22 protein-coding genes are annotated in these 22,191 nt (G+C 64.5%); 8 read left to right on the top strand and 14 right to left on the bottom strand.

Features of this window, described 5'->3' with window-relative positions; genetic code table 11:
- Positions 1-116 precede the first annotated feature (116 nt).
- The 11 genes from GLR48_RS05990 to mutM all read right to left on the bottom strand — a co-directional run bounded on the left by GLR48_RS05990 (position 117) and on the right by mutM (position 12,433).
- Positions 117-1,358, bottom strand: coding sequence for an abortive infection family protein (locus tag GLR48_RS05990; RefSeq protein WP_237059633.1), 1,242 nt, complete (start codon positions 1,356-1,358; stop codon positions 117-119).
- 87 nt (positions 1,359-1,445) lie between these two features.
- Positions 1,446-3,863, bottom strand: coding sequence for a DNA topoisomerase (ATP-hydrolyzing) subunit B (gyrB, locus tag GLR48_RS05985; protein WP_237059632.1), 2,418 nt, complete (start codon positions 3,861-3,863; stop codon positions 1,446-1,448).
- Between the two features lie 99 nt (positions 3,864-3,962).
- On the bottom strand, positions 3,963-4,736 hold the full coding sequence (locus GLR48_RS05980; RefSeq protein WP_237059631.1) for a pentapeptide repeat-containing protein: 774 nt from the start codon (positions 4,734-4,736) through the stop codon (positions 3,963-3,965).
- Between the two features lie 81 nt (positions 4,737-4,817).
- Positions 4,818-5,438 carry a LysE family translocator gene (locus tag GLR48_RS05975; RefSeq protein WP_237059629.1) on the bottom strand — a complete coding sequence of 207 codons (621 nt, stop codon included), beginning with the start codon at positions 5,436-5,438 and terminating at the stop codon, positions 4,818-4,820.
- A complete protein-coding gene (locus GLR48_RS05970; RefSeq protein ID WP_237059628.1) occupies positions 5,438-5,968 on the bottom strand; it encodes a GNAT family N-acetyltransferase in 531 nt (176 codons plus the stop codon). Before GLR48_RS05970 ends, GLR48_RS05975 begins: the two co-directional genes overlap by 1 nt.
- The gene (recF, locus tag GLR48_RS05965) at positions 5,965-7,074 is read right to left on the bottom strand and encodes a DNA replication/repair protein RecF (RefSeq protein WP_237059627.1); all 1,110 of its coding nucleotides are present in this window, start codon (positions 7,072-7,074) and stop codon (positions 5,965-5,967) included. Before recF ends, GLR48_RS05970 begins: the two co-directional genes overlap by 4 nt.
- 69 nt (positions 7,075-7,143) lie before the next feature.
- A complete protein-coding gene (gene dnaN, locus GLR48_RS05960) occupies positions 7,144-8,262 on the bottom strand; it encodes a DNA polymerase III subunit beta (RefSeq protein WP_237059626.1) in 1,119 nt (372 codons plus the stop codon).
- A gap of 104 nt (positions 8,263-8,366) precedes the next feature.
- Positions 8,367-9,731, bottom strand: coding sequence for a chromosomal replication initiator protein DnaA (gene dnaA, locus GLR48_RS05955; protein ID WP_237059625.1), 1,365 nt, complete (start codon positions 9,729-9,731; stop codon positions 8,367-8,369).
- A gap of 604 nt (positions 9,732-10,335) precedes the next feature.
- Positions 10,336-10,599 carry a 30S ribosomal protein S20 gene (rpsT, locus tag GLR48_RS05950; protein WP_237059624.1) on the bottom strand — a complete coding sequence of 88 codons (264 nt, stop codon included), beginning with the start codon at positions 10,597-10,599 and terminating at the stop codon, positions 10,336-10,338.
- Between the two features lie 144 nt (positions 10,600-10,743).
- On the bottom strand, positions 10,744-11,520 hold the full coding sequence (locus tag GLR48_RS05945; RefSeq protein WP_237059623.1) for an enoyl-CoA hydratase-related protein: 777 nt from the start codon (positions 11,518-11,520) through the stop codon (positions 10,744-10,746).
- A 61-nt stretch (positions 11,521-11,581) separates the two neighbouring features.
- Positions 11,582-12,433, bottom strand: a complete 852-nt coding sequence (gene mutM / locus GLR48_RS05940) for a bifunctional DNA-formamidopyrimidine glycosylase/DNA-(apurinic or apyrimidinic site) lyase (protein WP_237059621.1) — start codon at positions 12,431-12,433, stop codon at positions 11,582-11,584.
- An 82-nt stretch (positions 12,434-12,515) separates the two neighbouring features.
- Here mutM and ubiE point away from each other — a divergent pair, with 82 nt between their 5' ends.
- Entirely contained in the window at positions 12,516-13,265 is a 750-nt protein-coding gene (gene ubiE / locus GLR48_RS05935) for a bifunctional demethylmenaquinone methyltransferase/2-methoxy-6-polyprenyl-1,4-benzoquinol methylase UbiE (RefSeq protein WP_237059619.1), read from the top strand.
- Entirely contained in the window at positions 13,266-14,795 is a 1,530-nt protein-coding gene (ubiB, locus tag GLR48_RS05930; protein WP_237059618.1) for a 2-polyprenylphenol 6-hydroxylase, read from the top strand.
- Here ubiB and GLR48_RS05925 read toward each other — a convergent pair.
- Both GLR48_RS05925 and GLR48_RS05920 read right to left on the bottom strand, forming a co-directional pair.
- The gene (locus GLR48_RS05925; protein WP_237059617.1) at positions 14,792-15,466 is read right to left on the bottom strand and encodes a flagellar hook capping FlgD N-terminal domain-containing protein; all 675 of its coding nucleotides are present in this window, start codon (positions 15,464-15,466) and stop codon (positions 14,792-14,794) included. The genes ubiB and GLR48_RS05925 overlap by 4 nt on opposite strands.
- Positions 15,467-15,478: 12 nt before the next feature.
- Positions 15,479-16,870, bottom strand: a complete 1,392-nt coding sequence (locus GLR48_RS05920; RefSeq protein ID WP_237059616.1) for a flagellar hook-length control protein FliK — start codon at positions 16,868-16,870, stop codon at positions 15,479-15,481.
- A 121-nt stretch (positions 16,871-16,991) separates the two neighbouring features.
- Between GLR48_RS05920 and GLR48_RS05915 the strand changes: the two genes are divergently transcribed.
- The 6 genes from GLR48_RS05915 (at position 16,992) to GLR48_RS05890 (ending at position 20,762) form a co-directional block, all read left to right on the top strand.
- Entirely contained in the window at positions 16,992-17,285 is a 294-nt protein-coding gene (locus GLR48_RS05915) for a rod-binding protein (protein ID WP_237059607.1), read from the top strand.
- Entirely contained in the window at positions 17,278-17,619 is a 342-nt protein-coding gene (locus GLR48_RS05910; protein WP_237059605.1) for a flagellar protein FlgN, read from the top strand. Before GLR48_RS05915 ends, GLR48_RS05910 begins: the two co-directional genes overlap by 8 nt.
- A 209-nt stretch (positions 17,620-17,828) precedes the next feature.
- Complete coding sequence (locus tag GLR48_RS05905) at positions 17,829-19,094, top strand: flagellin (RefSeq protein ID WP_237059603.1); 1,266 nt, start codon at positions 17,829-17,831, stop codon at positions 19,092-19,094.
- A gap of 101 nt (positions 19,095-19,195) precedes the next feature.
- Complete coding sequence (flaF, locus tag GLR48_RS05900) at positions 19,196-19,558, top strand: flagellar biosynthesis regulator FlaF (RefSeq protein ID WP_237059601.1); 363 nt, start codon at positions 19,196-19,198, stop codon at positions 19,556-19,558.
- A complete protein-coding gene (gene flbT, locus GLR48_RS05895) occupies positions 19,558-19,962 on the top strand; it encodes a flagellar biosynthesis repressor FlbT (RefSeq protein ID WP_237059599.1) in 405 nt (134 codons plus the stop codon). The genes flaF and flbT overlap by 1 nt, the downstream gene beginning before the upstream one ends.
- Positions 19,959-20,762 (top strand): DUF1217 domain-containing protein, encoded by an 804-nt coding sequence (locus GLR48_RS05890; protein WP_237059597.1) that lies wholly within the window; start codon positions 19,959-19,961, stop codon positions 20,760-20,762. Before flbT ends, GLR48_RS05890 begins: the two co-directional genes overlap by 4 nt.
- Positions 20,763-20,780: 18 nt before the next feature.
- On the opposite strand, the gene GLR48_RS05885 is transcribed toward GLR48_RS05890, so the two are convergent.
- The gene (locus GLR48_RS05885; protein WP_237059595.1) at positions 20,781-22,124 is read right to left on the bottom strand and encodes a FliI/YscN family ATPase; all 1,344 of its coding nucleotides are present in this window, start codon (positions 22,122-22,124) and stop codon (positions 20,781-20,783) included.
- Between the last annotated feature and the right edge of the window lie 67 nt (positions 22,125-22,191).

Genomic DNA, 22,191 nt, shown 5'->3' with positions numbered 1-22,191 from the left:
GATCTCGCCGCAAAGCGCAGCGAAGGTCGGCTTACCGCCCTTTCTATAATAAGATCGAACATGCAAACCGTAGTTTCACTACGAGATAGGACGGACGTTGATCTGACTACTCCGGTCTACCTTTGGGACAGGTGACGATCCAATACGAAATCGACGAAAGTGCTGGCGGCCCCAATCGCAAGGCGGGCATGGCGTGGTTGAAGCCCCTTGAATTCTCGCCCGCGACCATGGCCCTTGCCGTATGCATTCCGCAACGGAGCGAGAGAGTGAGCGATATTCCCCAAGCTGGTCAAAATACCTATAATTTCATTCGCGCCTCTGGCGCTCTCGTCGATCCCGTCCGTCATGATCTTGATCTCATTGCGGAGGAGCTTCAGCAGTTCGGGGATCTCCGCCTTTTCTGAATATTCTACCCTCCGATCATCCAAGATCAGCTTGCAGCAGCTCTCTACGATTTCCTTGGCCAAGGCGATCGCCTCGCCTGGCTCGCTGTCGCCGATACGCTCAAGGCGCCGTAAATCCTCGTAGAGCGTGTCCGAGTTCAAGGTAGCCGCGACGGCCTTGATGCGCTGGACCGATCCACCCAAGGCGTGAACCTTGAGTTGCGGCACATAAGCCGGCCGTCCATCGATGATGGCATCCTCGACGAGCTCCCACCCGTCAGCCCGTAGGTGACCATTGAACGCCCTGGCGAGCGCGTCCTGCTCCAAGTCGTCTTTGCGAACGATGGGATGAAGAACCTCGCAGATGAACGTCAGGAAGATATCCTCATCGGCAGCATAGAGACGTAAGCGCGGGTCACTGTAGACCCAGTCCTGTGGCCAGTCGAAGTTGTTGATGCAGTGCTGCCAGATGTCCTGCTGGGCGTTCTGGAACCGGCTGTCATGAGAAGGTAGGGAGGTCAGATTAAAGATGCGGCTGAGGAAAGCGATTTCATTTAAGGCACCGTGCCAGACAGTTTCCCTGGCACGCATCTCATCGAGGATGGCCGCGCGCGTCCGTTCGCCGATCTTCCCGTTCGGTAGGCGCCGATCCGGCGGCGGCGCACGCATCGGCGAGATCGCCGCGCTCACCCAGTATCCATTGTCCTGGCCCGCGACGACCTTGAGGTTCTTCGAGATGATCCCGGCGATCTCGTCCCGGCGGTCCTCGAACGATACGAAAACGCTGACCGGGACGCGAAGGAAGACAGTCCAGAGCTCGGTGCCACCGTTCCAGTTGTCGTAGCCAACTTCCTCGATCTCGATATCCGCCTGGCTCATAGCGCGGAGGGCATCGTGCTCACCTTTCTGGCGAAGGAGTTCCGCCACGGTGGGCAGGCTGCCTTCGATCTCGCGTCTGATGCTCAGGTATCTCATAGGTATCGGCATTGCCCGCGCAAACCTTTAGGAAAATCGCGCAACCTTTTGGGTATCGCGCACGATTATGCGCGATCCTACAGCCCGTCAGAAATCCAGATTCTCGACGTTCAGGGCGTTGTCCTGAATGAAGATCCGGCGCGGTTCGACGACGTCGCCCATCAGCTTGGTGAACAGATCGTCCGCCTCGGCCACGTCGTCGACCTTGACCTGCAGCAGGGTGCGGGCGTCGGGGTCGAGGGTGGTTTCCCAAAGCTGCTCTGGGTTCATCTCTCCCAATCCCTTGTAACGCTGCAGCGACAGGCCGCGTTCACCTTCTTCGAGGATCGCGGCCAGCAGGTCGAGGGGGCCGTGAATCAGCTGGCTGCGGTCCTTGCGGACCAGCGTCGCGGGCAGGTCGTAGACGTCCTGCAGAGCCTGCGTGAACGTGCCGGTCTTGCGCGCCTCACCCGAGCGCAGCAGGCCGCCGTCGAGGGTGCGGACTTCTTCCACGCCGCGCAGGATGCGGGCGAGGCGAACGCCGTGGTCCTGCGTGATCCGGCCCTGCCAGCCGCGTTCCCATTCGAGCGCGATCAGGTTCAGGCGCACGGCGATCTTGTCGGCGACACCTTGCAGGTTTTCTGCCACGGCACCGGGGGCAAAGGCCCCGGCAATAGCGGCCTGTTCGAGAATATGGCGCGGGTAATGCGTTGGAAACGCATCCAGAACCCGCTTGAGCTGACGCGCATCGTCGACCACACGGCGCAGGTCCGCACCGCTGATTTCCTCGCCGTTGCCCTGACGCAGCATGGCGCCTTCGATGCCCTGTTCGATCAGGTATTCGTCCATCGCGGCTTGGTCTTTCAGGTAGACCTCTGACTTGCCGCGCGCGACCTTATAAAGCGGCGGCTGCGCGATATAGAGGTAACCGCCCTCGATCAGTTCCGGCATCTGGCGGAAGAAGAAGGTCAGCAAAAGGGTGCGGATGTGCGCGCCGTCAACGTCGGCGTCGGTCATGATGATGACCTTGTGATAGCGCAACTTCTTGATGTTGAACTCATCCCGCCCGATGCCGGTGCCCAGCGCCATGACGAGGTTGCCGATTTCCTGGCTGCCCAGCATCCGGTCGAACCGCGCGCGTTCGACGTTCAGGATCTTACCTTTCAGCGGCAGGATCGCCTGCGTGCCACGATCCCGACCGGTCTGGGCGGACCCGCCGGCAGAATCGCCCTCGACGAGGAAGACTTCGGTTTTCGACGGGTCTTTTTCAGAGCAATCCTTCAGTTTCCCGGCAAGGAAGTTCACGTCCATCGCGGTCTTGCGGCGGGTCAGGTCGCGGGCCTTTCGGGCGGCCTCGCGGGCCAGTGCGGCCTCCACGATCTTGCCGACGACGACCTTGGCGATGCTCGGGTTCTCCTCGAACCACTCGGCCAGTTTTTCACCGACGAGGTTTTCGACCGCAGGGCGGACCTCGGAGCTGACCAGCTTGTCCTTGGTCTGGCTGGAGAATTTCGGATCGGGCACCTTGACCGACAGCACGCAGGTCAGACCTTCACGGGCGTCATCGCCGGTAAAGCTGACCTTTTCCTTCTTCGCGATGCCTGACGTCTGGGCATAGTTGTTGATCGTTCGCGTCAGGGCGGCGCGGAAGCCGGCCATATGCGTGCCGCCGTCGCGCTGCGGGATGTTGTTGGTGAAGGGCAGCACCATTTCGTTGTAGCTGTCGTTCCACCACATCGCGACTTCGATCCCGATATCGTCACGCTCGCCGCGCACATAGATCGGTTCCGGCAGGATCGAGGATTTCGACCGGTCGAGGTATTTCACGAATTCCTTGACGCCACCTTCGTAGAACAGTTCGGTCCGCAGGGGTTCTGCGGGGCGTTCATCTTCCAGAATGATCCGCACGCCGGAGTTCAGGAACGCCAGTTCGCGCAGACGCTTTTCCAGCGTATGGAAATCGAAGTCGCGGTTGGAGAAGGTTGCGAGGCTGGCGAGGAAGCGGACTTCCGTCCCCTTGCGGCCATTGGCATCGCCTTCAACGCGCAGGCTTTCGGTCGTGTAACCCCCTTCGAAGCGGGCGTAATGCTCTTTGCCGTTGCGCCAGATGCGCAGTTCCAGATAGTCGGACAGGGCGTTGACGACAGAGACGCCGACGCCGTGCAGACCGCCAGACACCTTGTAGGAATTGCTGTCGAATTTGCCGCCCGCGTGCAGCTGGGTCATGATGACCTCGGCCGCCGAAACGCCCTCTTCCTTGTGCATGTCGACCGGGATACCGCGGCCGTTGTCACCGACCGAGACCGAGGAATCCGCGTTGATGCGGACATAAACGTGGTCGGCGTGACCGGCCAACGCCTCGTCGATGCCGTTGTCGACGACTTCGTAGACCATGTGGTGCAGGCCCGACCCATCGTCGGTGTCACCGATATACATGCCGGGCCGCTTGCGGACGGCTTCCAACCCCTTCAAAACCTTGATGGAATCAGCGCCGTATGCGGCATTTTCGGCGGTATCGTCGGACATGCGGGAATTTCCTGTCTATTACCCGCAAAATATATGCTTTTTGTCAGACTATGTCACGCCTGACGCACCATATTTTGTGGCCCCGCACAGCGCGGCGCGCTAGTCGCGCAGCGCCCGGTTCAGGTTCAGCGCCGGGGTCAGCACGGACGCGTCCGTATCCACCAACCCGCGCAGCTTGGCAGAGGTCACATCGGTGTCGGTCATGTCGGCACCGGTCAGGCGCGCGCCGGTCAGATCGGCCCCGGCGAGGTTCGCCGTGGACAGGTCGGCGCCGCTGAAATCAGTGCCTGTCAGGATCGCAAAGCTGAGCACGGTCCGCACCAGCCGGGCGCCGGTGAAATCGGCGCCTGTCGCAATCGCGCCGGTCAGATCACCCCGCATCAGACCCATGGATTGATTCCCCAGTTCCGCCCCCAGATCGGCCCCGGTGAACAGCGCGCCGGTCAGATCGGCCTTGGTAAAATTGCCGGAGGCCAGCGCATCGGTGAAATCCGCACCCCGCGCCGATGCGCCGATCAGCTGGGCTTGAAACAGATGCGCCCCGCGCAGGCTGGCGTCGTCCAGACGCGCCTCCATCAGCCAGGCCTGGTCAAGGGTCGCACCGTCGAGGTTCGCCCCCGTCAGATCGGCCTTGTTCAGCCGCGCCAGCCGCAGGGTCGCGCCCTGAAAGTCGACGCCCGACAGGTCCAGACCATTCAGCCGCGCGCCGGTCAGGTCCGCCGCGCCCTGCGACAGGGCCTGCATGACCTCGTCCCGGGTCATCGTCGCCTCTGTCATGGCGGGCGAGGTTATGTCGACGCCTGACAGAAGCGATTGCGCCTGCACCGGTCCGCAAAGCAGGCAGAACACAAGCAGGGCGGTTTTCGGGTACATCGGGGATCCTCCGGTCTCTGGACTTGCAGTCTAAGGGGGCCGCGGCGGTGGGCCTAGTCATCTGAATGGCGGACGCCGCGGTCAGATCAGGGGGATGACGCAGCCGACGGCGATCAGCAGGGTGCCTGCGATGCGGTTGGTGCGACGCACCGCCTCGGGCGAGCGCAACAGCGCCCGGGCGCGTCCGAAGAAATACGCAAGGATCAGGTTGCCCGTCAGCGGCACAACCAGCGACAGACAGCAGATCGCCGCGATGTCGGGCCATGTCAGGCGGGTCAGGTCGAAGAACCCCGGCAAAACGCCCATGTAGAACAGGATCGCCTTGGGATTGCCGAGGATCACCGCCACGCCCGCCAGAAACCCGGCCCACATGCCGGGACGTGTCAGGCGACTGTCGGACCCGATGGTGCGGCCCGCGTTGCGGATGATGAGCAGACCCATGACGATGAAGGTGACGCTGGCGACCCAGCGCAGCACGACCATGAAATCCGCGTAGACCGACACGATCCATGTGACGCCGAGGATCGCAAGCAAGGGCCAGAGCACATCGCCCACCACGACGCCCAGCGCCAGCGGCCAGGCCGCGTTGAAGCCGCCGGACAGGGTGCGGGCGATCAGCGCCACCCAGACCGGCCCCGGCGTCAGGAACAGCGCAAACAGGGCGGCCGCATAAAGCGCCATGTCGGTCAGCGTGATCGTCATCAGAAGACGTGCCCCACCAGATCGACCGGCGCCGCATCGTCCCAGACCTCATCGCGCAGCGGCAGGACCATCAGCCCTGCGTCGACCCCGGTCCGGATTCCTGTGCTGCGCACGTCGTCCAGCGCCGACCATGTCAGCTGGTTCGTCGCGGGCCGAAACCCGTAGCCAGCATAGATCGGCCGGTCGCCGAACAGCACCATGAAGCGGGCCATGGACCCGCGCGCCTGCGCGATGGCCTCTGCCAGCATGGCCGCGGCGATGCCCTGCCCGCGGCGATCCGCACGGGTCGCGACCTCGGCCACGCCGATTACCGGCGTCAGGCGGTCGTCTAGACGGATCTCGCGCATCAGCAGGGCGATATGCCCGACGAGTGCGCCTGCGTCCCGGGCCACGATCCGCACATGATGCCGCTGCATGTGGAACGACCGTCCGCCGAAATCCTCCTCAAAGGCCTCGCGCAGCAGGGCCGCGATCGCGGCATCGTCGGCGGCGGTCAGTTGCAGTTCAGCGATCACGTCGATCCGCATCATGCCGCCCCGCCTGCGACCACGACAGACCCGTCAGGGCCGTCGGTCACGGCCAGATACTGGGCGCGCACGCCAAGGGAATCGAACAACTGCACCTCCGTTCCGGTCATCCAGGCCTGCGCACCCAGCGCGCAGACCTCGTCATAAAGGGCCGCGCGTCGGGCGGTGTCCAGATGGGCGGCCACCTCGTCCAGCAACAGCACCGGTGGCTGCCCGGTCTCGGCCATCAACGCACGCGCATTGGCCAGGATCAGGCTGATCAGCAGCGCCTTCTGCTCTCCGGTGGAACAGTCGCGGGCATGCACCCCCTTGTCGGCAAAGACCGCGTCCAGATCGCTGCGATGCGGCCCCGTCAGCGTACGCCCGGCCGCCAGATCGCGCGGGCGACCGTTGGCAAGGGCCGCGCGCAAGGCGTCGACACCCTGCGCATCCGCGCTGCCTTCGACCAGCGTCAGGGCGGCGGTGGGAAAGGCGGTTTGCGCATCCTGCTGCGCCGCCATGAGGGCGGCGATGGCGGTGCGGCGGTTCGCCTGCACCGCGGCGCCCGCCTCGGCCATGCGCCCCTCCAAGGCCGCATACCAGTGGGCGTCGCGGACCATGTCCTTGAGCAGGCGATTGCGTTCGCGCATCGCCTTGTCATAGCGCAGCGTCGCCTCGGCGTGGGACGGCACGAAGCTCAGGGTCGCGCGGTCCAGAAACCGTCGCCGCCCTTCTGCCCCCTCGATCCACAGCCGGTCCATCGCCGGCACCAGCCACAGCACGCGCAGAATCGCCGCCAGCGCCGTCTGGGTCGTGGCCTTGCCGTCGACCTGCACGCTGCGCGACTGGCCCGCCTCGGCCCCGGTGACGATCTCGACCGTCTGCCGTCCGGCGGTGACGTCGGCAAAGATCTTCCAGCCCAGCGCCTCTGGCCGGCGCACGAGGTCCTCTGCCCCCGCCCGCCGCAGCCCGCGCCCCGGCGACAGCAGCGACACCGCTTCCAGCAGATTGGTCTTGCCCGCACCGTTGGGTCCGTGAATGGCGATAGGCCGCCCGTCGGCCACGACCTCGGCCCGCCGGTGCGACCGGAAATGCGACAGTTGCAACCGCGCGACCTTCAGACCGGTCATCGCGAGTCCGCCCTTCTTCTGGTCAAAAATACTTCCGCCGGAGGCTCGGTTTTGTCAAAAACCGAAATCCTAGACCCGCATCGGCATGACGACATAGACGGCGGACATGTCGTTGCCTTCGCGCATCAGGGTCGGGTCGGCAGAGCCGTTGAACATGAAGACCGCATTCTCGCGGTCCACCTGGCTTGCGATTTCCAGCAGGTATTTCGCGTTGAAGCCGATTTCCAGCCGCTCGTCGGAATAGGCCACGGCCAGTTCTTCCTCGGCGGCGCCTGAATCGGGGGCGTTCACGGAAAGGATCAGGCGATCCTCGTCCAGTTGCAGCTTGACCGCGCGGCTGCGTTCGCTGCTGACGGTGGCGACCCGGTCCACGGCGCGGGCGAATTCGGCGGCGTCGACTTCCATGCGGCGGGTGTTCCCCTGCGGGATGACGCGCGTGTAGTCGGGGAACGTCCCGTCAATGACCTTGGACGTCAGGGTGATGTCCGGCGTGGCAAAGCGCACCTTGGTTTCCGACACGCTGACGGCGACCTGCAATTCGTCGTCGTCCAGCAGCTTGCGCAATTCGCCCACGGTCTTGCGCGGCACGATCACGCCGGCCATGCCGGCCGCGCCTTCAGGCAGGGGCGCATCGATGCGGGCCAGACGGTGACCGTCGGTCGCGACGCAGCGCAGCACCTGTCCGCCGTCGCCATCGGCCACGTGCATGTAGACGCCGTTCAGGTAATACCGCGTCTCTTCGGTCGAGATCGCGAATTTCGCCTTGTCGAACAGGCGGCGCAGCACCGGGGCGGGCGCGCTGAAATTGGTGGTGTAGTCAGAGGTCGCCATGACCGGGAAATCCTCGCGCGGCAAGGTCGCGAGAGAGAAGTTCGACCGGCCCGCCTGAATCGTCAGCCGCCCGGTGGCGCCGTCTTCGGTCAGGGTGACGAGGGATCCGTCGGGCAGCTTGCGCACGATCTCGTTCAGCGTGACGGCGGCGACGGTGGTGGCGCCGGCGCGGTCCACCTTGGCGGGGGCGCGGTCCACGACTTCGATATCCAGATCGGTCGCGCGGAACTGGACCGTGTCGCCCTCGGCCTCGATCAACACGTTGGCCAGGATCGGGATCGTGTTGCGGCGTTCCACGACCGATTGCGCCTGCGCCACGGCCTTCAAAAGGCTGGCCCGTTCGATGCTGAATTTCATAGGTCTCGCTCCGCCGTTGATCCCGAGGTCCGGGACCGCGACGCTACCGCTTTTTGCGCCATGCTCAAGATGTTTCGGGCGTTTTTGCGCCGACTGTGGCGCGCTTACTGTTCCAGCGCGCGCCGCAGGATGTCCAGATCGTCGGCGATCTGGCTGTCGGTCTGGCGCAACTCCTCGATCCGCTTGACGCCGTGCATGACCGTGGTGTGGTCACGCTTGCCGAAACGGCGGCCGATGTCAGGCAGCGACCGGCTGGTCAGGGTCTTGGACAGGAACATCGCGACCTGACGGGGCCGGGCAAAGCTGCGGACCCGCTTGGGGCCGACCATGTCGGACAGGCGGATGTTGTAATACTCGCTGACCTTGCGCTGGATTTCCTCGACGCTGACCTTGCGGTCATTGGCCCGCAGGATGTCCGACAGGCAGTCCTGCGCCTGTTCCAGGTCGATGTCGCGCCCGACCAGACTGGCGTGGGCAAAGAGGCGGACCAGCGCGCCTTCCAGCACGCGGACGTTGCTGGTGATCTTGTGCGCGAGGTATTCCAGCACGCCCGGCGCGATCTTGAGCCCCGGATAGATTTCCTGCTGACGCTCGACCTTGGACTGCAAGACGCCAAGGCGCAGTTCAAAATCGGTGGGGTGGAGGTCCACGACCAGACCGCACTGCAGACGGGACCGCATGCGGTCTTCCATCTCCTTGATCTCGCCCGGTGCGCGGTCGCCGGAAATGATGACCTGTTTGCGGGCATCGACGAGCGCGTTGAAGGTGTGAAAGAATTCCTCTTGCGTGGAATCCTTGCCGCCCATGAACTGCACGTCGTCGACCATCAGGATGTCGACGGACCGCAGGGCGTGCTTGAATTCCATCATCTTGCGTTCGCGCAGCGACGTGATGAAGCGGTACATGAACCGTTCGGCAGACATGTAGAGCACGCGTAATTCGGGCTGGCGCCGGGCCAGTTCGTTGGCGATCGCGTGCATCAGGTGGGTCTTGCCCAGACCGACGCCGGAATACAGAAACAGCGGGTTGAAGGTCACCGGGCCGCCTTCGGCCACGCGGCGGGCGGCGGCATGGGCCAGCTCGTTCGGCTTGCCCACGACGAAAGTGTCAAAGGTCAGCTGGGGGTCGATCGGCAGGCCCAGCGGGTCCTGATGATCGCCGAAATCAGAGGTTGCAGCCTTGGCCGCCGTTGCGGCGACCGGCTGCGGCATGGTCGGTTCACGCCGGGTGGCACAGACCTCGAACCGCAGGCGTTCGACAGCGCTGCCCGCGCGGTTGAAACCATAGACGATCTGGTCGCTGAAATGCTGATCGACGTAATTGCCGATGAAGGTCGTCGGAACCTCGAACCGGGCGGTCCGGTTCTCGATGCCGGAAAAACTTAAGGATGCAATCCAGCTTTGAAATTTGGCCTTGCTCATCTCCTTTTCCAGATCCGCCAGTACATGCCCCCACACGTCATCGCTCATCTTTTTCTTCTTTCAATACAAATAACCTGCCCACGGACCCGTTCAGCCCGTCACGTTCACGCTGCATTCCATGACACGCCCCGCCGTGGTCCACCGCAGCAGCGGACCGGACAGGGTGCATCACACGCGGCCCCAAACCGTCTTGCGCAGGGGTTCCGCCGGAGCGGAACCTGCGCATCGCAGCAGGACGCAGGAGGATCACGGACACGCCAATGGGCGACAGCAAACGCTGTGCCACAGGTCGGTCACGCCGACCGGTGAAACCATGATCGCGTCATGGCCTGACAGTCTGGCAGCATGGATCGCGGCGTCTGAAACGGCGGTGACGTTCGGGTCATTCCACGACCCCGTCACACTTGGCCTGCACCGCAATCCCCCATGTCCCCCCCGGAACGATGTGAATCGCAGGTGCAATCTAGCAAGGGGTTTGCGGCGGCCACAACCGAACAACGCGCTTGACTCATGTCCGGAGGATTAAGAATCTCTGACGTCTTTGAAACGTCACAAAACTTTCTTCACAGGCACGTTGGGCATAAAAAAACGCACCCCGAAAGGTGCGTTTGAACCTGTGCAATCCGGCAACAGCGGACCGAATGACGCTGCGTCAGGCCAGCGCTTTGACGCGGCTGGACAGGCGCGACATCTTGCGCGCTGCGGTGTTCTTGTGGACGACACCCTTGCTGACGCCACGCATCAATTCGGGCTGTGCGGCCTTCAGGGCTGCGGCAGCGGCGGTCTGGTCGCCGGCGGCAATCGCCTCTTCGACAGAGCGCAGGAAGGTGCGGATGCGCGAGCGGCGCATCTTGTTGACGGCAAAGCGGGCTTCGTTCTGCTTTGCGCGTTTTTTGGACTGGGGGCTGTTTGCCATGATTTTGGGCCTTTTGTTCAGGTCGATACAATAATTCTCAGCGCCCGAGAGGCCCACCGGGTTCATTACCGGACTGATCTGCCAAAGCGGGCATCACGCGCATGTCGCAGGGCCGATAAACCGGCCCCGCGCAAAAGGCAAGCGTTACTTGTCGCGGAACTGCGCTTCGCGCTTTTCCTGAAAGGCCGCCATGCCCTCTTTCTGGTCCTGCGTCGCGAAGAGGCCGTAAAAGCTGCGGCGTTCGTAATTCAGGCCCTCGGCCAGCGTCGTCTCGAACGCGCGGTTGACCGTGTCCTTGGCCGCCATCGCCGCCAGCATCGACTTGGCCGCGATCTTTTGCGCGGCCCCCTGTGCCTCGTCCATCAGCTTCTTGGCCGGGACGACGCGGCTGACGAGGCCGGAGGCCAGCGCCTCTTCGGCGTCCATGAAGCGGCCCGTCAGGTTCATGTCCATCGCCTTGGACTTGCCGACATAGCGGGCCAGCCGCTGCGTGCCGCCCATGCCGGCGATGACGCCCAGGTTGATTTCGGGCTGGCCGAACTTGGCGGTGTCGGAGGCGATGATGAAATCGCACATCATCGCAAGCTCGCACCCGCCGCCCAGCGCATAGCCGGACACGGCGGCGATGATCGGCTTGCGGATCGCCTCGATCCGGCGGGCGGGTTCTTGAAAGAACGCCTGCGTCGTCATCTCGACAAAGGTCTTGTCGGCCATTTCCGTGATATCGGCCCCGGCGGCAAAGGCCTTTTCGGACCCGGTCATGATGATGCAGCGCACCTTGTCGGAGGCATCCGCGTCCTCCAGCGCCGTGCAAAGCTCGCCCAGCAGCTTCTGGTTCAGGGCATTCAGGGCGTCGGGCCGGTTCAGCCGGATCACGGCGATATCGTCGGAGGTGTCGACGATGATGGTCTCGTAGGCCATGCGGCCCTCCGTTTTACTGGTCAGACCTCATGTGATGCGCAAAAGTGCGGCCGCGTTCAAGCTATCTTTGACACTGTGGGCAAAAGAACGACGACCGCCCGGATTGCACGATCCGCGCGATGGTGCCGGGGCAACCGGGGGTGACGCAGGGTTGACCCTCGCGGCCGTAGACCGCGAATCCGTGCTGAAAGTAGCCCAGTTCGCCATCGGCCTGCCTGTAATCGCGCAAGGAGGATCCGCCGGCGGCGATGGCCTCATCCAGCACCTGACGGATCAGGGGGACCAGCCCGGCGATACGCGCGGCGGCAATGCGGCCGGCCTTGCGGGCGGGATGGATACGGGCGCGGTGCAGCACCTCGCAGACGTAGATATTGCCAAGGCCCGCCACGATCCGCTGGTCCAGCAAGGCGGATTTGATCGGCGTATTGCGTCCGCGCAATCGCGCGACAAGGTAATCCTCGTTGAAATCATTGGCAAAGGGTTCCGGCCCCAGATCGCGCATCAGCCAGTGCGCATCCGCGTCCAGCGTGCCCATGAGGTCCATCGCGCCAAAGCGGCGTGCATCGTTGAAGGTGATCCGCGCCCCCTGCCCCATGTGCAGCACAACATGATCGTGCTTGGCAGGTGCCGGGTGATCGTGGTGGAAATCACCCAGCATGGCGCCCGAAATCAGCATCCGCCCCGACATGCCGAGGTGGATCAGCAGCGTCTCTCCCGTATCCAGATCGGCCAGAATATACTTCGACCGCCGCCGCAGCCGTTCGATCAGCGCGCCCGTCAAACGGTCGGCCATGCGGTCGGGAAAGGGCCAGCGCAGGTCGGGGCGGTTGACCTCGGCCCGCGTGATCCGCTGCCCTTCCATCACGGGGGCCAGCCCGCGACGCACTGTCTCGACCTCTGGCAATTCGGGCATCGGGTGTTCCTTAGGCAGTGGCGACGTTGTAGGACCGTCGCGGCACCCTACATCTGGGGCGACACAGACAGGACCGCAAGCCATGACCGACAGCGACAAGACCACCCACTTCGGCTTCGAGACCGTGCGGGAAGAGGACAAGGCGGGCCGCGTCCGTGGCGTCTTTTCCTCGGTCGCCAGCAAATACGACATCATGAACGACGTGATGTCCGGCGGCGTCCACCGGTTGTGGAAAGACGCGATGATGGACTGGCTGGCGCCGCGCGCGGGGCAAAAGCTGCTGGATGTGGCGGGCGGCACCGGCGATATCGCGTTCCGCTTTCTGAAACGGGCGGGATCGGGCCACGCCACCGTGCTGGACTTGACCGAACCGATGCTGATCGCCGGCCGCAAGCGGGCCGAGGCAGAGCGGATGCACGACCAGCTGGACTGGGTCGTGGGCGACGCGATGGCGCTGCCGTTCCCCGACAACACCTTTGACGTCTATACGATCAGCTTCGGCATCCGGAACGTGACCCGCCCGCAAGAGGCCCTGAACGAGGCCTTCCGCGTGCTGCGGCCCGGCGGCCGGCTGATGGTGCTGGAGTTCAGCCAGCTGCCCAACCCCCTGATGCAGAAGGCCTACGACGCCTATTCGTTCAACGTGATCCCGCGCATGGGGCAGCTGATCGCGAACGACCGCGACAGCTATCAATACCTCGTCGAATCGATCCGGAATTTCCCCGATCAGGACACCTTCCTTGGCATGGTGCGCGCGGCGGGCTTCGACAATGCCAAGTACCGCAACATGACGATGGGCGTGGCGGCACTACACTCCGGCTGGAAGCTGTAAGTGCGCGGACCCCACAATATCATCCGCCTGATCCGGACCGGTGCGACGCTGGAACGCACCGGCGCCATGGCCGTCATCATGGACGCGGTCGAGGCGCCGCCGCTGTTGCGGGCCGTGCTGCGCGGCGTGGTCTGGCCGTTCAAGTGGCTCGGTTACAAGGGCGATCCCACCGTGCCGCCAGCGCCCCGCGCGCTGACGGCGCTGGGTCCCGCCTACATCAAGTTCGGGCAGGTCCTGTCCACCCGGCCCGACGTGGTGGGCGACGAGATGGCGGTGCAGTTGCGGGTTCTGCAGGACAAGCTGCCGCCCTTTCCGATCGCGGAGGCCAAGGCCGAGGTGCAGCGCGAACTGGGCCTGCCCGTCGACCAGATCTTTTCCAGCTTTTCCGAACCCGTTGCCGCCGCCTCGCTGGCGCAGGTCCACAAGGCGCATCTGGCCGACACCGGCGAGGCGGTCGCCGTCAAGATCCTGCGCCCCGGCATCGAACGGGCGTTCCGGCGCGACATCGACGCCTTCTATTTCGCGGCCAAGGTGATCGAGGTGCTGTCGCCCTCGTCCCGCCGCCTGCGCCCGATGGAGGTCATCACCCACTTTGAAGGCGTGGTGATGGGAGAGTTGGACCTGCGGCTGGAAAGTTCTGCCGCCGCCGAATTCGCGGCGAATACGGCGAAGGACGAAGGGTTCCAGGTGCCGTCCATCCGCTGGCACCTCTCGGGCCGCCGCGTGATGACGCTGGACTGGGTCGAAGGGATCAGCGCCGGCGACAACGCCGCCATCGACGCCGCTGGCCTAGACCGACGGGTGCTGGCGGCGCGCGTGCTGCAGTTGTTCCTGTCGCACGCCCTGCGCGACGGCTATTTCCACGGCGACATGCATCAGGGCAACCTCAAGATCGGGGCCAACGGCGACATCATCGCCTATGACTTTGGCATCATGGGGCGGATCGACGAATATACCCGTCGCGTTTACGCCGAGATCCTGTTCGGTTTTATCCGCAAGGATTATCAACGGGTTGCCGAGGTTCATTTCGAGGCAGGCTACGTCCCCGCCCACAAGGACGTCGACGAATTCGCCCGCGCCCTGCGCGCGGTCGGAGAGCCGATCTTTGGCATGGATGCCAGCCGCATCTCGATGGCACGGCTTTTGTCCTATCTCTTCGAGGTGACGGAGCGATTCGGGATGGAGACCCGCACCGAGCTGATCCTGCTGCAACGCACCATGGTCGTGGTCGAAGGTGTCGCGCGGTCGATGGACCCGCACATGAACATCTGGCAGGTCGCACAGCCCATCGTGACCGACTATGTCAGCAAATCCATCGGCCCCCGCGCCCTGCTGAACGACCTGCGCAAGGCAGCGCTGGTACTGGCGCGGTTCGGTCCGCAACTGCCCCGGCTGGCAGAAGATGCGCTGATCCGCCTGAACAACCCGCCACCGCCGCCCCGGCCGCAGCGCCGCCGCGCGCGGCTGTCGTGGATGGCGCTGGGTGGCGTGATCGTGGGGGCCGCCTGGTTCGTGCAGGCGCTGGTCTAGGACGCCTCTCGCACCGCCGTGACCTGGGATGCGGGCACACTTTTGCCACCCGCCAGAATCAGCGTATTCACGCCACCCGTGACCTGCACCTCGGTCACGCGGGCGTAGATTTCAGATGGCGCCTCGGCCACGACCTCTCCTGCGGCGAGGCTGACCGTGTCAAAGGCATAGAATCCCCGCGGCAGGGGCGCACCATCTGTGGTCACCCCCGCCCATGTGACCGGCGCATTGTCGGTTGCGATGGTCAGGCGCTGGATCTCGATCCCGTCGGCGTCGCGCACGACCAGCTGCGCCGCATCCGCCCCGCGCTGGACATTCGGCACCACGGTCACCGGCGCCCCGTCGAAATAGGCCGGTACTGGCGCGCGCGCGTCCATGCCGACCCATCCGGCCAGCTGCATCAACCCGCCGGTGTTCATCTGTCCCGTCAAGGCGCGCAGCAGATCGTTCGTCTGCACCTGCTGCTCGACGCCAGAGAAGGTCGCGAGCTGGGTCGCATAGTCGGACGAATCGACCGGATTGAGCGGATCTTGATTCTGCATCTGGACCGTCAGCATCTTCAGGAACGTCTCGAAGTCGGCGCTGATGTTGCTGTTGCCCCCCGTCATCGCTGTCGCATTCGCGGCGGTGACGGGCGATGTCTGTGTCTGCGTTGGTGTGATCGTTGTCATATCGGACCCTTCCTAAAGGCGTAAATCAAGGCTGCCGTCCGCCGCCCGACGGGCGACACCGGCCGTGGCGGCGGTGGTTGAAGGCGCATCATCCGGGGCCGTGTCGGCGTAGGCCCCCCCGGCCTTTGGTCCGTCCTGCGACGGGGTGGCCGGTCTGTCCTGACCCCGTTCGAACGTCAGATTGACCGAGGTATATCCCAGCCCCCGAAATTCCTGTTGCAGGACATCGACGTGGCGGCGCATCAGATCCGCAGTTTCGGGCCGGTCGGCCACCACGACCATCGTGATCGTCTGATCGTGGGCCGTCACCGTCATGCGGACGCGCCCCAGTTCGACCGGATCCAGCGCGATATCCGTCGCTCCTCCCGCTTGCCTGTGCAGAGCCACGGAGAGTTGTTGCGCGACATGCTGCGCCAGCAAAGGCGTCTGTGGCCGCGCAGATCCCATGTCGGACCGGGCCGTCACCAGCGGCGAACCGGCAGAGGCGACCGACAGGACCGCCGCCTCGGGCCCCGCAATCGTCGCGAGGCCCCCGGGTGTCGCAATCGGCTCTGCCGGGTCGACCGCGCTGATGGTGGGCCTGCTGCTGATCGGCAGGGATGGCGGCGTCGGCGGAACGATCGGCGCCGGACCGTTTGCGACCACAGGTGCCGCGCGGCCGATGCTGCTCCCGCGCGATCTGTCGCTCCGCGGGCCGTCGTCAGCTTTGGCAGCGTGACTTGTGGCGGCGCTTCGATCAATGACTGCACCGCGCGCCACATTGATGGCAACACGCGATACAGAGCCCGCATCGACGCTGGACGTCGGCGCCGGATCCGTCGCGGCGGCAGGCGTGCGGTCCTCGGGCACGGTGATCGGCGGGCGCGCCACCGCCGGAATGCCCATGGCGGCCGCCGGGACAACCGGGGCCGTTTCGACACCGGATGCCGGCATCTGCGGTGCGACGGGTGGCGCAATCGCGCTTGGCGGAGCCTCGAGATGTGCATGCGCGACAATCCCGCCGTCGCGGACAGGGGACGTCACGGCATCGCGCGCATTCGCGATCAATGGTGCGGGACCCGGCGTGACGGCGCGTGACACATCAACCGGAGCCGCCACCGCAGCTGCGGGCCGTGCAGGCACGACCACGACAAAAGCCACGTCCATCACCGGATCGACGAGAGTGTCTGTCACCTCGGCCTCGGGAGGATCGACCGCTTCGTCCGCATCCCCAGCCTCGGGAGCGTCGCTGTCGATCTCGGCGGTTTCGGTTTCGGCCAGGGCAGGCAAACGTGGCGCTGCACCGCCTTTCTTCTGCAGGTTCGCGAGTGCGGTCTCGAAGCTCTCGTGCGGCAACTGGGCGGGACCGGGCCGCACAATCGGCTCCACGGTCGGCGGATGATCCGGCCGGGGGAGGGATGGCATGACGATCGCTGTCTGCATCGCGAGACTTTCTGTTCTGGACAGCCCCTTTTCGCCCAAGAAGGTTACGAAAATTTCACCGCTCTGAGGCACAACGGAAAAAAGAACGAAATCAGAGGTCCCGATGACACCGATTCCCGTGATGCCTGCCGTCGTGCCGCCGCAGGCCCGACCGCTTCCCCTGACGGACGACGCACGGCTTCTGGCCGCGGCCCAGAAGCTGGAAGCAACCTTTCTGTCCGAAATGCTGAAATCTGCGGGATTCGACGCCGCGCGCGGTGCCTTCAGCGGCGGCGAAGGCGAGGACAGCTTTGCGTCGTTTCTGCGCGATGCCCAAGCCGAAGACATGGTAGCGGCTGGCGGAATCGGTCTGGCCGAATCACTGTTCAACGCAATGAAAACGCGCGCCCATGCATAAGACGGCCGAAACCGCGTTGCTCGCCCTTCTTGGCGAAGAGCGGGCGGCCCTGCGCCGGGGTGATCTGGCCGACCTGCCCGACCTCGCTGCGCGCAAGGGCGCCTTTATCGACGATATGCTGTCACATCCACAGCCCCCGCGGCTGATCGATCAGATCGCACGGGACCTGCAACGCAACGCGGCCCTGCTGGCGGCCGCACGGGACGGCGTCGCTGCGGCGCAGTCGCGTCTTGGCGCGCTGCGCGCCGTGCGCAACGGGTTGAGCGTCTATACCGCCGACGGCGATCGCACGACGGTCGCCCGTCGTCCCGGCGCGCTCGAGCACAAGGCCTGATCGCAGATCATTCAAATTGCGCGAAACTTCCGATCGGCCGTTAACCCGGTGTTGAGAGTGAAACAGGCAACAAGAGCACATCCAAAACGGATGATCTTGCCGCCGAAGATGCGGAAACAAGCGTCAGAACGACGTGTCCCTGCCCCGGCACCCGGGGTGATTTTCCCACATGGCGATCAGCAAAACGCTGTCGCGAAAGGATCAAAAACATGTCCAGCATTCTGACCAACAACGGCGCAATGGTTGCGCTGCAAACCCTGAAGTCCATCAACAGCGATCTGGGCAAGACCCAGTCGATGATTTCCACCGGCAAGGCCGTCGGCAGCGCCAAGGACAACTCCGCCGTCTGGGCCATCTCCAAGGTCATGGAATCCGACGTCAAAGGCTTCAAGGCCATCTCGGAAAGCCTGTCCTTGGGGCAGTCCACCGTGTCGGTCGCCCGCAACGGTGCGGAAAAGATCACCGACCTTCTGAACGACATCAAGAGCAAGGTCATCGCCGCGAACGAGGAAAACTTCGACGGCGACAAGCTGCAGGCCGACCTCAGCGCGCTGCGTGACCAGATCAGCAGCATCACCGGCGCGGCCCAGCTGAACGGCCTGAACCTGCTGGATAACAAGGCCGTCGGCGCCAATACCGCCGCCACCGTCAAGGCCAAGGGCAGCGGTGACGTGTTGATCACCTCGTCGCTGGACCGCAAGTCGGACGGGTCTGTGTCGACCTCGACCATTACGGCTGGCAAGCAGGATCTTGGGCTGCAAACAGCCACGGCCGGCACGGGGACCGACCTTGCCGCCACTGCGATGGTGGCGACGGCCGCGACCGCCGCTCTGGGCTCGACAGGCACGATCACCATCGCAGGCGATACGGCGACCGCTGCACGTGTGGGCAACAAAGTGCTGGCCGGCGACGGCTACAAGCTGTCGGGGGCATCGTTCGGCCTGAGCGCGGACATCAGCTATGTCGCCCGCGACGGCGACACGGTCACCGACATCGCCAAAGCCATGGAAGCCAACCTCGCCTTCCAGGCCAAGAAGGACAACGTGGCGATCACGGTGGCCCGCACCGGTGCGGTCATCACCTTTACCAACAACACGGGGACCGCGACAACGGCACCGACCGTGACGACGACGACAGGCGGCAAAGCGGGCGGTGGCCTCGAACTGCTCAGCAAGGTCGATGTGTCGACCCTTGACGGTGCCAAGGCCGCGCTGGCCGCCTTCGAAAGCCTGGCACAGACGGCGATTGACGCAGCCGCGTCCTTCGGTTCCGCCGAAGGCCGGATCGAAATCCAGAGCAACTTCATCTCGTCCCTGTCCGACAGCCTGAAGTCCGGCATCGGCGCTCTGGTGGATGCGAACATGGAAGAAGCCTCTGCCCGTCTGCAGGCCCTGCAGGTGCAGCAGCAGCTGGGCGTTCAGTCGCTGTCGATCGCCAACCAGGCGCCGCAGTCGATCCTGTCGCTGTTCCGCTAAACCAACCGGCCGGAGGCGGACAACCGCCTCCGGCCACGCTTGCAAGATTTTCCACGCGGTAAAACCGCGTTCCGTTCCACTTCGTCCCGGAAGGACATCACGTGAACGCCATTCTGAAAGCCCAAAAGGCCTACGCCCCCGACCGGCCCGCCATCCAGACGCCCCGTGCCATCGAAGCACGCGTGATCACGCAGATCACCGCGCGATTGGCGCACAAATCATCCGATTTCCCGACCCTTGCGAAAGCTGTTCACGACAACCGCATGATGTGGTCGACCTTGGCGATCGACGTCGCAGATTCCGGCAACACCCTGCCCACCCCGTTGCGTGCGCAGATCTTCTACCTCGCCGAGTTCACCGATCTGCACAGCCGGAAATTCCTGCGTGGTGAGGCCGACCTTTCGGCCCTTATTGATATCAACACCGCCATCATCCGCGGTCTGAACGCAAGCGAGAGACGCTGATGTCCGGTCTGGTCCTGAAGCTGAACCCGCGCGAGCGTGTGCTCGTCAACGGTGCCGTCATCGAAAACGGTGATCGCCGCAGCAAATTGTCGATCCTGACGCCCAATGCGAACATCCTGCGCCTGCGTGACGCCATTCGGCCGGACGAAGTGAACACGCCCGTCCGCCGCGTCTGTTACATTGCCCAGCTGGTGCTGTCCGGCGACGCCAGTGAAGAGGACGCACGCCACCAGCTGACACGTGGCATCGACCAGTTGCGCCAGGCACTCATGGACGAAGACAGCCATCTGCAACTCTGCGCGGCGCTGGCGGCGGTGACAGGCGGCGACTTCTACAGGGCGCTGAAATGCCTGCGTGCCTTGCTGCCCTACGAGGAGAGGCTGATCGCCGCGCAGGCATCATGAGCTTTCAACCCATCCTGCCCTTTGGCGGCTACGCCGGGTGGAGTTTCCTGCAGCGCACGCTGCCAAAGCAGCAGGACACCTTCAACAACAGTGCGCCAGTCAAGCGGGCAACCGATCAGTTCCGCGAAAAGATCGCCGGCATCCGCACGGCGGACGACCTGATGGCCGACCGGCAGGTCTTGCAGGTGGCCCTCGGGGCCTTCGGGCTGGACGACGACATCAACAACACATTCTTCATCAAGAAGATCCTCACCGATGGCACGACATCCAGCACGGCCCTTTCCAGCCGCCTTGCGGACAAGCGCTATGCCGCGTTTTCCAGTGCCTTCGGTTTCGGTGCCGGTGATCTGCCGCGTACCGGGCAGGCCGCCTTTGCCGAGACGATCACCGGACTTTACGAAAAGAAACAGTTCGAGCGTGCGGTCGGCGAACAGGACAACGATCTGCGGTCAGCCCTGAACCTGTCCAGCGGTCTGAGCGATATCGTGGCGAACAACGGGTCCAACAACGCGCGCTGGTTTGCCATCATGGGCAACGCCCCCGTGCGGGCCGTTGTCGAAACCGCCCTCGGATTGCCCAGTTCGATCGCCCGCATCGACCTGGACCAGCAGCTGGACACCTTCAAATCCCGCGCCCAAAGCGTGTTCGGCACCGATAAGGTCGGCGATCTTACAGCCCCCGACCAGCAGACGAAAATGGTACGGCTGTTCCTGATCCGGTCAGAAGCGGCCGCAGCGGCGCAGACATCCGCCGGGTCCATCGCGTTGAGCCTTTTGCAAAGCGCGGGCTATCGCAGATAGGGCGGCGTCGCTGGCCCCCTACCGCCCTTGCGTCGCATGGCTCAACGCCTGCTTGAGGGCCGCGAAATGGCCCGCGATGTTGCGCCGGTCCTTGATGGTCAGAAATTGCTCCAGCGGATCGCGGCAGGCGATGGCGGCGTCGATCTGCGGGTCGGATCCGGATTCGTAAAGACCTGCCTGAATCATCATCGCCGCCTGATCGTAGGCCGAAAAGCGGCGCCGCGCTTCCCCGATCATCGCGTTCTCGACACGGTCGGCGGCGTCGGGCAAGGCGCGCGAGACAGAACGCAGCACGTCGATCGCCGGAAAGCGGCCCCGTTCCGCGATGGCGCGGTCAAGCACGATATGACCGTCGAGGACGCCGCGCAGCATGTCGGCCACGGGTTCATCCATGTCGGACCCCGCCACCAGCACCGTGTAGACGGCGGTGATGTCGCCCGATCCGTCAGGGCCTTCCGTATCTACACCGGGGCCGGCCCGTTCGCACAGGGACGCAATGGCACCGGCGGTCGACGGGGGATACCCGCGCAGATTCGCCTGCTCGCCCCCGACGACCGCGATCTCGCGGTGCGCCTCACAATAGCGCGTGACCGAATCGACCAGCAACAGCACTTGCAACCCCTGATCGCGAAAGTGTTCGGCGACGGCGGTCGCAGCCCAGGCGCAGCGGCGGCGGACCTGTGGTGCCCGGTCGGACGTGGCTGCGACGACGATGGTGCGGCGCATCCCCTCCGGTCCCAGCACGGTTTCCGTGAACTGACGCACCTCGCGCCCCCGCTCGCCGACCAGCGCGATGACCACGACATCCGCGCGCACACCCCGCGCCAGATCGGCCAGCAGCGACGACTTGCCCACGCCGGATCCCGCGAAAAGGCCGATTCGCTGCCCTCTGACCAGAGGCAGAAGGGTATTCATCACGGCGAGACCGGTCTCCATCCGCTCGCCAAGGGGGCGGCGGTGATGCGCGGGGGGCGGCGGGCGCTGCAGATCGGCCTCGACCACGCCGGGCAACAGGGCGCGCCCGTCCAGCGGCTTGCCGTCCGGATCGATGACCCGGCCCATCCAGCTGTCGTCGGGCGCGAATCGCGCCCGGTGCAGCAGGCGCACCGGATCGCCGATCGCGATCCCTTCGGCCGGGCCGTCGATCAGCGCATAGCCCATGTCATCCGACAGCCGGACGACATCCGCCCGCACGGTGGCATCCCGCGCAACGACCGCGACCCGGTCGCCCTGCCGCAAGACGCGGTTCAGCCCCGCGATCGTGATCGAGGACCCCGTCACGGCCCGAATGCGCCCGATGGCAAAATCACCTGTTGCGTCAGCCACCAAGGCGGCCATGCGGTCGAATAATGTCGTGTTCATACAACTGTCCCTGTGCAGCACACCTTCTTTTAAGGAATCCCCCTTAATGATCCGTGCATCGCCACCG

Origin of the sequence: Loktanella sp. M215, from assembly GCF_021735925.1 — a bacterium.
In the GTDB taxonomy this organism is placed as follows: Bacteria; Pseudomonadota; Alphaproteobacteria; order Rhodobacterales; family Rhodobacteraceae; genus Loktanella.
Note: the sequence above shows the minus strand (reverse complement) of the source record. Positions and strands in the feature narration are given on the sequence as shown.

Bases quoted from the DNA above. Each gene is read 5' to 3' on its own strand.
- GLR48_RS05885 (WP_237059595.1), bottom strand. From the start codon at position 22,124: ATGAACACGACATTATTCGACCGCATGGCCGCCTTGGTGGCTGACGCA.
- GLR48_RS05970 (WP_237059628.1), bottom strand. From the start codon at position 5,968: ATGATGCGGATCGACGTGATCGCTGAACTGCAACTGACCGCCGCCGAC.
- GLR48_RS05925 (WP_237059617.1), bottom strand. From the start codon at position 15,466: ATGACAACGATCACACCAACGCAGACACAGACATCGCCCGTCACCGCC.
- dnaA (WP_237059625.1), bottom strand. From the start codon at position 9,731: ATGAGCGATGACGTGTGGGGGCATGTACTGGCGGATCTGGAAAAGGAG.
- flbT (WP_237059599.1), top strand. From the start codon at position 19,558: ATGTCCGGTCTGGTCCTGAAGCTGAACCCGCGCGAGCGTGTGCTCGTC.
- GLR48_RS05980 (WP_237059631.1), bottom strand. From the start codon at position 4,736: ATGTACCCGAAAACCGCCCTGCTTGTGTTCTGCCTGCTTTGCGGACCG.
- GLR48_RS05990 (WP_237059633.1), bottom strand. From the start codon at position 1,358: ATGAGATACCTGAGCATCAGACGCGAGATCGAAGGCAGCCTGCCCACC.
- gyrB (WP_237059632.1), bottom strand. From the start codon at position 3,863: ATGTCCGACGATACCGCCGAAAATGCCGCATACGGCGCTGATTCCATC.
- GLR48_RS05915 (WP_237059607.1), top strand. From the start codon at position 16,992: ATGACACCGATTCCCGTGATGCCTGCCGTCGTGCCGCCGCAGGCCCGA.
- GLR48_RS05910 (WP_237059605.1), top strand. From the start codon at position 17,278: ATGCATAAGACGGCCGAAACCGCGTTGCTCGCCCTTCTTGGCGAAGAG.
- dnaN (WP_237059626.1), bottom strand. From the start codon at position 8,262: ATGAAATTCAGCATCGAACGGGCCAGCCTTTTGAAGGCCGTGGCGCAG.
- rpsT (WP_237059624.1), bottom strand. From the start codon at position 10,599: ATGGCAAACAGCCCCCAGTCCAAAAAACGCGCAAAGCAGAACGAAGCC.
- GLR48_RS05945 (WP_237059623.1), bottom strand. From the start codon at position 11,520: ATGGCCTACGAGACCATCATCGTCGACACCTCCGACGATATCGCCGTG.
- GLR48_RS05890 (WP_237059597.1), top strand. From the start codon at position 19,959: ATGAGCTTTCAACCCATCCTGCCCTTTGGCGGCTACGCCGGGTGGAGT.
- ubiE (WP_237059619.1), top strand. From the start codon at position 12,516: ATGACCGACAGCGACAAGACCACCCACTTCGGCTTCGAGACCGTGCGG.
- mutM (WP_237059621.1), bottom strand. From the start codon at position 12,433: ATGCCCGAATTGCCAGAGGTCGAGACAGTGCGTCGCGGGCTGGCCCCC.
- GLR48_RS05905 (WP_237059603.1), top strand. From the start codon at position 17,829: ATGTCCAGCATTCTGACCAACAACGGCGCAATGGTTGCGCTGCAAACC.
- GLR48_RS05920 (WP_237059616.1), bottom strand. From the start codon at position 16,870: ATGCCATCCCTCCCCCGGCCGGATCATCCGCCGACCGTGGAGCCGATT.
- GLR48_RS05975 (WP_237059629.1), bottom strand. From the start codon at position 5,438: ATGACGATCACGCTGACCGACATGGCGCTTTATGCGGCCGCCCTGTTT.
- recF (WP_237059627.1), bottom strand. From the start codon at position 7,074: ATGACCGGTCTGAAGGTCGCGCGGTTGCAACTGTCGCATTTCCGGTCG.